Annotated in this window: 10 protein-coding genes and 1 pseudogene; 7 read left to right on the top strand and 4 right to left on the bottom strand. The window is 35.0% G+C overall.

Annotated features, from left to right (window positions below; all coding sequences use genetic code 11):
• Window positions 1-563 precede the first annotated feature (563 nt).
• Window positions 564-1,220 (top strand): uridine kinase, encoded by a 657-nt coding sequence (locus BWGOE10_RS16180; RefSeq protein WP_070144028.1) that lies wholly within the window; start codon window positions 564-566, stop codon window positions 1,218-1,220.
• 249 nt (window positions 1,221-1,469) lie between these two features.
• Complete coding sequence (locus BWGOE10_RS16175) at window positions 1,470-2,954, top strand: WD40/YVTN/BNR-like repeat-containing protein (protein ID WP_098786306.1); 1,485 nt, start codon at window positions 1,470-1,472, stop codon at window positions 2,952-2,954.
• A gap of 623 nt (window positions 2,955-3,577) precedes the next feature.
• Here BWGOE10_RS16175 and BWGOE10_RS16170 read toward each other — a convergent pair.
• From BWGOE10_RS16170 to BWGOE10_RS16150, 4 genes are all read right to left on the bottom strand, one after another.
• A complete protein-coding gene (locus tag BWGOE10_RS16170) occupies window positions 3,578-3,949 on the bottom strand; it encodes a cupredoxin domain-containing protein (RefSeq protein WP_070144027.1) in 372 nt (123 codons plus the stop codon).
• A gap of 309 nt (window positions 3,950-4,258) precedes the next feature.
• On the bottom strand, window positions 4,259-5,518 hold the full coding sequence (locus BWGOE10_RS16160; RefSeq protein WP_070144026.1) for a serine hydrolase domain-containing protein: 1,260 nt from the start codon (window positions 5,516-5,518) through the stop codon (window positions 4,259-4,261).
• 99 nt (window positions 5,519-5,617) lie between these two features.
• Window positions 5,618-6,817, bottom strand: coding sequence for an MFS transporter (locus BWGOE10_RS16155; RefSeq protein ID WP_070144025.1), 1,200 nt, complete (start codon window positions 6,815-6,817; stop codon window positions 5,618-5,620).
• Between the two features lie 15 nt (window positions 6,818-6,832).
• The gene (locus BWGOE10_RS16150) at window positions 6,833-7,252 is read right to left on the bottom strand and encodes a MarR family winged helix-turn-helix transcriptional regulator (protein ID WP_070144024.1); all 420 of its coding nucleotides are present in this window, start codon (window positions 7,250-7,252) and stop codon (window positions 6,833-6,835) included.
• A gap of 188 nt (window positions 7,253-7,440) precedes the next feature.
• On the opposite strand from BWGOE10_RS16150, the gene BWGOE10_RS16145 reads away from it, so the two are divergent.
• From BWGOE10_RS16145 to BWGOE10_RS31705, 5 genes and pseudogenes are all read left to right on the top strand, one after another.
• Window positions 7,441-8,343 (top strand): alpha/beta fold hydrolase, encoded by a 903-nt coding sequence (locus BWGOE10_RS16145; protein WP_070144023.1) that lies wholly within the window; start codon window positions 7,441-7,443, stop codon window positions 8,341-8,343.
• A gap of 60 nt (window positions 8,344-8,403) precedes the next feature.
• A complete protein-coding gene (locus BWGOE10_RS16140; RefSeq protein WP_070144022.1) occupies window positions 8,404-8,628 on the top strand; it encodes a hypothetical protein in 225 nt (74 codons plus the stop codon).
• 113 nt (window positions 8,629-8,741) lie between these two features.
• Window positions 8,742-9,938: an MFS transporter gene (locus BWGOE10_RS16135; RefSeq protein WP_070144021.1), complete on the top strand. Its 1,197-nt coding sequence runs from the start codon at window positions 8,742-8,744 to the stop codon at window positions 9,936-9,938.
• Window positions 9,922-10,122, top strand: coding sequence for an NETI motif-containing protein (locus BWGOE10_RS16130; RefSeq protein WP_000166302.1), 201 nt, complete (start codon window positions 9,922-9,924; stop codon window positions 10,120-10,122). Before BWGOE10_RS16135 ends, BWGOE10_RS16130 begins: the two co-directional genes overlap by 17 nt.
• A gap of 194 nt (window positions 10,123-10,316) precedes the next feature.
• Window positions 10,317-10,599 (top strand): annotated as a pseudogene (locus BWGOE10_RS31705) (DUF817 family protein); the annotation flags it as partial.
• Between the last annotated feature and the right edge of the window lie 256 nt (window positions 10,600-10,855).

Genomic DNA, 10,855 nt, shown 5'->3' with positions numbered 1-10,855 from the left:
CTACAGCGAAACGGACGAAAATCCCACAGATATGAGAAAAAAACAGTCTTTGATATTTTGGGTGTTGTGTATGAGTATACCACTTCTGCTCATCAAGTAGCATAGCGAAAAATTTGAAACCCGTCAGGGTTTATTTGATGTGCCTACTTTCATGATATCTATAAAAATAATAAAAGACTCGTGAAAAGACAACATTTTGTATGGAAATATACCTTAAGTTGATGGATGTGGGGTACCGCCACATGCCCATCAATCTAATATTTTGAAGTACCCCCTAAACGAAAATTCACTTTCTCTACAGGTAGTTACTTTGAGAAGTCAGCTCATTTTTTTCGTTTTGGGGGCGTTTATTTTTCTTAAGTTGATGGATGTGGGGCTGAGTAGTTACAAATAAATGTTCACAAATAATAAAGATGTTTAAAAAATAATATAGTTGTTTAAAAATAGAGATGGTACGATGGATAATTATGCTATTTTTTATTTCATGTATAATAAGATGAGAGAATATCTCGATATTCAACTAATTAAAATAAGGGCAGTATATCAGTAAAAGGGGGAGAAGGATGGATAAGTTATTACAAGAAATCATAAATTGGGTTAGTATGACTAATGAACAGGTTGTTATTGGTGTTTCAGGACATGGCGCTGCTGGAAAAACAACGTTTGCTAATATGCTTGTAGACCTACTAAATCAAAATGAAGTGAATTATATTAATACAGATCCATACATTGTTAGTTCGGACATACGAAAGTATGCAATTATTCACTATACATATCAAAACGAAAATCATCATTATAAAATGACGGCTTGTCATCCATCAGCGCATCATTTGTCTGCTTTAGAAAGAGATGTTCAGATGGTAAGAGCTGGTTTAGATTTTTATACGATAGATACGCATTATATGAAAAGCGAGTTGATTTCTTCAAAAAACAAAGTGACGATTGTAGAAGGAATGAGTGTCGCATTTATTAATCCCGATTTATTTGATTTAAAAATTTACTTCTATGCAGATGGTGAAACAGAATTAATGAGAAGGTCTAGCCGCGATATTGCTGAAAGGAGAGCCGATATCAATTATTTAAGGCGGTCTCATGCAGAACGTCGGATTCAGTACGAAGTGTTTATGCATCCATACAGTCAATGTTTTGATATTATTATCAAAAATTCCGATGAAGCAATATGTCTAGAAAAAAATACATTTGAGTTTTATAGAGTTTAAATGCAAATACTCTATTTGTTATGTTTATTATGAGGGTTCATTTTCATTATTTGGCTCCCAAATGAAGCAACTTTAGTATACACTCAAAAATCCATTGTCTATGAAACAACTAGATTTTTAAACGGCTTTAATAGACAACTGCCATTTACATAGACAGATGTCTATTGTATTTTTGGCGGCAAGATTAAATAGCTTTTTTGTTACTTTACAATAAAGTATACTTAATATCAGTAATTCATGTAATTAGGAGTGATTTCTATATTTAGGGAAAATGCAAAAAGGTTACTTCTGTCATTAGTAACAAATCCAATACTAATAATTGTATACGGCATTTTTTGTTATGAGTTAGCCTTATACTGTAAGTACGGAAGGATAAATTATAATATTTATATTTTGTTATTATGTATAGTGCTTTTTATATCCATGACTACATTTACTACAATGCGGGTGATAAAAAATAGAGAATATGAATCTAAAAAATTAACTAATTCAATAGCATGGAGATCCATTTCTATTATCATTATTGTTGCAATTACATCATTTTATGGGATGCAGATTTATAAAAGTGCAATAAATTACAATGGCAAATTGGCATGGTTTATAGAAAGGTTAAAACATGAAAGGTCAGTTAAACTTAAACATAATAATATATATAAATCTGGAGTAGAAGGTATTTTTGAAGATATAAATAAAAAACATCCTTTGCCAAAGAAATTGTATATGGCAACTAATTTTGATCTTACATTTCATTCAGATGGAACAATCACAGCGTTTGATACATTTGTTTATGGGAAAAATGTTGATGGGAAAGAAGAAACTTATTTAATCTCTTATAATAAGAAGAAATCAGAAGATATTACTATAATACGAGACGGGTATGCAAAGCCTGATTATGATGATGATAAATTAGTAGAACCTTTAATTAAAACGGTTAAGGCGATTCCAGTTAAGCAAACGGTTAGAAAGTGGAATGAAAGTAAGTATGGGTTGATTTATTATGGAAAAAGAAATTGGGGATCCAATACAGAGGGAATTATTAATATTACTGAGGATGGTAAGGGGCAGAGTCTTAAAGAAGCAGCTTCTGAAATCATTGGATATACTGTATCTATATTTGTCCCTGGAAAAGAGAAAGAGCTAGTACCTGCTAGATATAACTTAATATGTGACGCAAGTTGGAGTAAATCAAAGACGCCTCCAAATGAAGATAGGCTTAAAGAGAAGAAACAACAAGATTTAAAGAATGAAAAAGAACAGTTTTTCCTATCAAAAGAAGTTGGTTATAAACTAAATATGACAGATAAAGCATTAGGGAGCGCCTTTTATTCATTAAGCAAGACTAGTGATGAAGGGGAAACATGGGAGGTTATCAATCCAGACCCATTTAATAGGGGGATTGGTAGTGTATCAGGAATCACTTTTATAAATGATAAACTTGGGTTTTTAGGAGCAGTTAGACCTTCTGGTAATGAGGGAGAGTTATATCGCACAGATGATGGGGGGGGATCTTTCAAAAAGGTAGAATATCCGCCGCATGAAGTCAAATTAGATCATACACAGTCCACAATAAGTCCTTTTGATTCTCCTAGTATGCCATATGAGAAAGATGGGGTTTTTAATATGTTAGTTGGACAAGGGGCAGATGGAGACTACAATGGCGATAGTAGTGCACTTTATCAATCAAAAGATAACGGAGAGACATGGGAATTTGTAGAAGAAGTGAAAAAGAAATAGTCAGAATGGTTTTTTAAAAAATAAGGTAACTACTCAGCTATACATTTCATTTAGAAGTTTGGTAAGGAGTATAATTCCAGCCATGAAGATAAAAATGGACCTACACCTCGCTGCCTTTCTTTGTTTTAAAGCTTTGCGCGTGGCAGGAAAAGGCCCTGACCGCTTCTATGCATGGCCAGTCCCTCTCGCCCATTTAAAAAGATGCTTTTCTGGCTTTTTTTCATAGAGGGGCTGAGTAGTTACTAAAAGTAAATAATTTAAATCGAACCATAAGCTTGCTGGCAAATTTATGGTTCGATTTTTTTTAGGGCAAAGATATCGTTCTAAACGGGTATCACCACATCGCTATCAAGTTTAAATTTTATAATGCCCCCAAAATGAAAAATTTGTGTCATTTATAGAAAGAAGTTTATTTTTATCATTTTGGGGATACTTCAAAATATTAAGTTGATGGTGGTGGGGTAGCACCATCAAAACACAAATTTCGTACGCTACGACAACGTAAAGATTTTATGCTGTCCGTAAAAAACTGATGAGTGAGGGCTAATAATCAGTGGGGGATGACCCCCCATGGATCTGAGTTTCACGTTTTAACAAAAGAAAGGATTGAATGGCATTGCTTTTTATTTGACGATTACTTTTCCATCCATTCCTTTCAAGTAGTGGAACCGACATATTAGTTCATATGTACCGGGAGTTTCAGATTTTACGGTAATTGTTATTTCTTTTCCTGACGGGACTTCGGCGTCAATTCCGAGTTTTTTCACCGTAAAGGTGTGATCTCTATTTCCTTTGTTTTTTAATAGCAACGTTGTCGTTTTTCCAACCGGAACAGTGATGATACTCGGATTAAAGTAATCATCATTCAATTCAATCTCAATAGGTTGTCTTACAATGTCGGATTCGGCAAATACACGGAGCGAACCTAAAGTAGTCATAACTACAATCATCGCAAGTGAAAGGATTAATCCAGTTAATAGCTTTTTCACAGACATTCGTAATCCCTCCTTTCCTAGGCATTAGTGTTTTCAAATTTATAAAATATTATCACTATAAATAGGGTTTAGGCGTGGTTCAAATAGTAATTCTTTCGGCAACTCCTACTAACCAAGTGATAACTGGAATAGGATTTGGGTAAAGTGAAACTTTAATCAGTGGGGGGGGCATCCCCCACTGATTATTAGCCTGCACCAATCGGGCGTTTACGGGCAGCCCGACTCCCACCTAACTTCTTTGCTCCACCTGAATTTTGAGGTGGGAGTTTTACTGCCCGCAAATAGCGGGATAAATAAAAAAAGCCTCCACTACCGTGGAAGCTTCTCCAAATGATGTGCAATATCAACATACATATTTGAGTAAGTCGAATGTATTTCATTACTAGGCGCAGCGTTAGAAGAGAAGTGGACGATTACCATATTTGCTTTCGGATCGATGTAAAGAGTTTGTCCGTAACTGCCTAACACTTCGAAAGCACCTTGTTCATTGTGCGGAATCCACCATTGATTATGATAAGAAATTGAAGCGCCGCTGCCAATTGCGAGCTCGTCTTCTTGTACATTTTTCACACTTTCTGTAATAAAAGAAGGGACAATTTGTTTTCCGTTATATTGACCATTATTTAAAAGTAATTGTCCGAATCTCGCCATATCCCTAGCAGTTGCATTTAAACCGGCGCTTGCTTGTTCTACTTTTGTTTCATCTGTAACGTAATAAGCGTCTTCTTCCATACCAATTTGAGACCAAATTTTCTCGCTTACATTTTCAGCTAATGATTTTCCTGTGATTGTTCGGATAATCCAAGCGAGTGTTTCACTTGAGCCGTTATTGTAAGAAAAAGCGGAGCCAGGTGGTGCAGTTTCTTCTGCTTCTAGTAACATATCATAAATTTTCATAGGCCCCTCGTAATTTTTACCTCGGGGTAAAATATTACTAGCTAAATATAGTTGTGCATCTTGATTTTCTAGTCCTAGCTGCATATATCCGTGAGTAGGGTATTCAGCGGAAACTTGCATGTCCAGTAATTGCTGGAGTGTAGCTTTACCAAACGGTGTATTTTTTAATTCTTTTATGTAAGTTTTAGCTGTTTTCTCTACATCAATAAGATTTTCTTCAGCGAGAGATTGTATGATTGCACCAGTAAACACCTTTGCTAATGATGCCACTCCATGAGGTTCACTCTCGTTATATCCATTGAAATATCGTTCATAAACAAGTTGACCATTATGTACAACGACAAAAGCGTCTGTTTTATTTTCGTCTAAAAGTTTTTTTAGAGGAGTTGTATTTCCAAATCCACGTTGGACAGCAAAATCGTCTAAGTTTTGTAACGCGGTAGGGAAGGGAGAAACTTGGTCAGGATTGTTTTTCACTTCATTAATTAAAGTAAATTCTTTCATATGTGTATACGACCAGCGTAAGTAAGGATCGTCTAACCAGTTTTCTTTTGTGACATTAGCTTTAGTGGGGGTCGTTTTATTATGTTTAAAAAAAGTAAACCCAAGCCCTGTAACTACGAATAGTAATACTAGTAACAGTAATAGCAGGGGAGATTTCTTTACATTCATGTAGGTACCTCCTTTAGTTTCTATTATAAGTATACGCTCGTCTTAAAAGAAATACAAAATAAGGAAAGTAAACGGGTAAGTTTACTTTCCTTATGAACGTTAAGCAGATATTTGTCCATCTGTACTTTGCTTTTTGAATTTTTGTTTTCGTCCGTGTAATCCATAATAAAGTAGTAAAGTGAACGCAACGATAATAGCTGCGATAAAATACATATTATGATAACTTGATTTGGCAGCGACTATACCTAAAATGAAAGAACCAAAGCCAATGCCACTATCAAAGAACGAGAAGTAAGTAGCTGTCGCAGAACCACGTCGATGGTTTGGAGCGGCAGAAATTGCAATCGTTTGGAAACTTGGAATTAATGTTCCGTATCCTAAACCGATTAACATACCTGCGCCAAGGAACCAAAATGAAGTTTGCGCTTGGCTTAAAATGAACATCCCAATTGTGAAGATAATAATAGCTGGATAAATAAGTACATTTTCACCGAAACGATCAAATATTTTTCCTGTAAATGGACGAGAAATTACAACAACAAGTGCGTATAAAATAAAGAAGTAACTTGCAATTTCACTTAAACCGAGTTCTTTCGCATAAATAGGAATAAAGGATAAAATGCCACTATAAGAAAAGGCTAAAACAAATCCTGTCAGAGCGATTGGAATAGAAGATGGTTCAATTAAGTCTTTCCATTTCATTTTTTCTCGTTTTTGTTTGTTTGCTGGTGCTTCATGCGGAATATTGACTAGTAATCCTAATAAAAATGCGAGTAATGAAAATACTGAACAAACGATAAATAGTACAGTAAATGAAAAATGAGAAATAATTGTTAAACCTAAAAAAGGACCAATTACCATCGGTAGACTCATAAATACGCCGTAATAAGCAAGTGCTTCGCCGCGTCTATGAGCTGGTGCTACATCAGTTACAATTGTTCCGGTTGCTGTTGTTGCCATTCCGAATCCAATACCATGTAAGAAGCGAAGGGCAAGTAATAAAAATAAACTTTGCGTACCGAAATACATAACAGTAGCGGCTAAAAATAGTGAAAGTGAAATAAATAATATTTTCTTTCTTCCTAAATCATCGAGCCATTTTCCTGTGAATGGTCTACATAAAACAGATGAAATAAGAAAAACAGTTGCAACTAAACCAATTTCCTCAGGTTTTCCTTTTAGGCTGTCTATAACATAGACAGGCAGAGTAGTCATAAGCATGTAAAATGTTAAAAAGAGAAACAGACTACTAAAACAAGTTCCGAGGAAATCCTTCGTCCAAAGTTTTTCACTTTGCATAGTCATCCCTCCATATTAATGATCTAAATTTTTGATGATTTGTTGTAACAATTGAAAAGCTTCATGTAAGTCTTCTTCTTTAATACCTTCTAGCGTCTTTTCTTCAAAGGCATCAACTTCTTCTTGCCATACTGGGATCATTTTTAGTGCAGTATCAGATAATGAAATCAACTTTTCACGGCGATCTTTTCCTTCAGTACGAATAATCCAGCCCATCGTTTCCATACGTGTTAACGTACGAGTCATCGTTGGTGATTCAACATTTAAATACTGACATAATTCTGTTTGGGTACAAGATCCAGTTTGATTAATGCGGAAAATAACAGCCCATTGCGCACTAAATAATCCTGTTGGAGATACACGTTCATTAAATTTCTTCGTAAACTTACGAGAAGTTTGACTGACAATGTGGAAAAAATGTTGTTTTTCGTCCATGTATTTGGATCCTTTCAAATTAGTTACCTAGCTAACTATATACTTTTTTATAATAACTGTCTAGTAATAGGCATGTAGTTTTATGTAAAAATTTCGTGGGGATTTTATATTGAGAACGTATATTCTGCATGTTATTCTTTAATTAAGTAAAGAATTTTCTTTCTATTAAAAGAATGGGGGAACTTGTGATGATTAAGCCTGCAACAATGGAGTATGTTTCACTATCGAACGGAGAAACGATTGCATATCAAGAAGTTGGAAGGCAAAATGAAGAAATGCTCGTACTCATTCATGGGAATATGACATCGTCACAACACTTTGATTTAGTTATTGAGAAACTACAAAAGCGATATCATATTTACGCAATTGATTTAAGAGGATTTGGACAATCAACGTATAATAAGGCGATAGATTCTTTGCAAGATTTTGCAGAAGATGTGAAACTTTTTATAGATAAATTAAAGCTAGAGAAATTTTCATTAATGGGATGGTCAATGGGCGGTGGTGTTGCGATGGAGTTTACAGCGAGCCATCCAACTTTTGTAGAAAAATTAATATTAGTAGAATCGGTAGGGATGAAAGGGTACCCGATATTTAAAAAAGATATTAACGGGCAACCAATCGTATCGAGTTTATTAAAAACGAAAGAAGAAATCGCGCAAGATCCGGTGCAAATTGCACCAGTACTAGATGCAATAAAAAATATGAATAAAGTATATTACCGTACAGTATGGAATCTATTAATATATACACATAATCAACCTGAACCGGATCGTTATGAAAAGTATTTAGATGATATGTTAACGCAGCGTAATTTCGTAGATGTGAATTATGCGCTCATTACATTTAATATTTCGGATGAACATAATGGAGTTGTAGAGGGGAATAAGCAAATTCATCGCATTAAAGCTCCGACACTCGTCATACAAGGTGACCGCGATTATGTCGTACCACAAGTAGTTGGCGAGGAATTAGCGGAACATTTGCCAAATGCGGAGTTGAAGGTGTTAGAAGATTGCGGGCATTCACCGTTTATTGATTGTTTAGATGTGTTTATACAGCATGTAGAGGAGTGGTTAGACAATAAATAATTCCCGAAATATAAAATTTGCATACACTATAGCATTTGTATGTATAAGGGGAGAGAGTCAATGCATAATCCATTTTTAATATATCATTCTCCGTATAATGATCACCAATATGTAAAAATTATTATTGATCCGATGTATATGCAAGTTTCACCAGCTGTAGTTCCTTTGCAAGTGCAGCAATCAATGGTCCATACACATCCGATTTTATTTGGGCCTTCATTTTATGAAAATCCATATTTTAAGCATTTTCATTACCATGTGAAAGCACAAGTTTGGGATGGATAAGAAGCTAAAAGGTTCATTCTTTTAGCTTCTTTTTTATTGTGAATATTCGTACACGCATTTGAAGAAACAGTTTATAATGAAAAGTGGAAAGCGTGAGAAGGGGATGGAAGAGGATGTCAATGCGTTTTACTTTTTGGATTATGGTTGGGATTGTGGCAATTTCAGGTTTGTCACAAGGTATGCTCTTACCTGCCATTGCAATGATTTTTGAACAAGAAGGGGTTAGTTCAAGTATTAACGGTATTCATGCGACGGCATTATACATCGGGATATTATTTATTTCACCGTTTCTTGAAAAACCGATGCAAAAGTTTGGAATGAAACCAATTATCGTAATTGGTGGGTTTCTCGTTATTATTTCATTATTCTTTTTTACACAAACATTTTCATTCTGGGTGTGGTTTATTCTTAGGTTCCTAGTTGGTGTTGGAGATCATATGCTCCATGTCGGAACACAAACGTGGATTACGACAACGTCAGATCCTAGTAAAATAGGAAGACAAGTATCGATATACGGTGTATTCTTCGGAATTGGTTTCGCAGTTGGCCCGTATTTAGCAAGTACTGTTCAGTACGGTCTTGCAACACCATTTATCGTATCTACTATACTGTGCTTAATAGGTTGGCTTTTACTACTACCAACAAAAAATGCATTTCCAGCACAAGATGAGGCGAAAACTGAAAGTGAATCATCTTTTTCTCGTTATAAACAAGTCGTTGGATTAGCTTGGATTGCGCTAATTGGTCCGCTTGCATACGGTGTACTTGAAGCGATGTTAAATAGTAATTTACCAGTATACGCACTTCGCAAAGGATGGTCTGTATCGGAAGTTTCCTTCTTATTACCAGCATTCGCGGTTGGAGGTATTATTACACAAATCCCGCTCGGTATGTTAAGTGATAAATATGGAAGAGATCGTATTTTAACGTGGATGTTCAGCGTAAGTACTGGTATTTTCTTGCTTGCAGCAGTATTTGATCAATATTACTGGATCGTCTTTGCTTGTATGCTTCTAGCTGGTATGGTCATTGGCTCTTGCTTCTCATTAGGACTTGGATTCATGACAGATTTATTACCGAGACACTTACTACCAGCAGGTAATATATTATCCGGAATCGCCTTTAGTATAGGAAGTATTATGGGCCCTGTATTAGGGGGCGTATTTATAGAAAAAATACAGTATACAAGCTTTTTTATTGCGGTTATGATTATAATGGGTATTCTCGCAATGTTATATATTATTTACATGAAGAATCAATTCGCATCAAGAAAAATAGAAAGTAGGTTAGGGCATGACAAAACAACCTAATAAGAAAAAATTTGAAGTACTAGAAAACGAAACAATTACAGATTGCTTAGCACGTATGGAACAAGAAGGATATGCACCGTCTCGTCGCATGGAAGAGCCAATATTTCATGAAGTGAAGAAAGACGGAAAAACAGAAGTTGAACCGTGCGGTAGAAAAATTGTTTTTGAGGGGAAATTGAAGTAATCAAATAACAGATTTTCTTTTTGATACAGAACAAGCCATCCAATTCATCCTCTATGAATTGGATGGCTTGTTTTTTTACAATTGATCAGTAAAGGAAAATATATTTTCTGGGAAGAACGAAAAGACATGCCCAATTCTCCTAGATCCTGTTTTCTAAAGTGTAGCTTCATGTAGAAAACTTTGCAATAGAGCCTTTATTTATTGTTTTTGCTAAAACTTATGTACAATTCAAAGTGCGAAACAACACATATAAAATGCCACTTCCTTTTTCATTTCTCCTAATTGGCTTCTTTATATGGACCGCAGAAAATATTGATACTTTTTTCGTATATTGGTAAAATAGGTTCTTGGGTCTTACTTGTTGTTATCAGTATAATGATTGTCGCTCAACTTAAAGAAATTAGTTACAAAGATTTCGCAATATCTAAAGGGGGTCCGGCAACGATTCCCTCTTTTTGGAGCCACTCACAAACGTAAAGCAAGAGAGGAGGCTATATGAACTATTCTCCTCTCTTGTTTAGATTAACCAGCTACTACAATTGGAACAAGTATATCAAATTCAACATCCTGTCGGATAATATTTTTCTAGCAATCTATTAATTCTGATGGAAACGATAGATTGTTAGAAAGTGGAAAAAGATTATCGATATATTCCGAGGCTGATATAACAGGGTGTTCTTCCAAAATTAAGTGTAAAATCAAAATACGCTGTTTTAAAAAGTTATTTGTTAGA

This window comes from Bacillus mycoides (assembly GCF_001757995.1).
GTDB lineage: Bacteria > Bacillota > Bacilli > Bacillales > Bacillaceae_G > Bacillus_A > Bacillus_A mycoides_B.
This window is presented reverse-complemented; position numbering and strand designations above follow the sequence as displayed.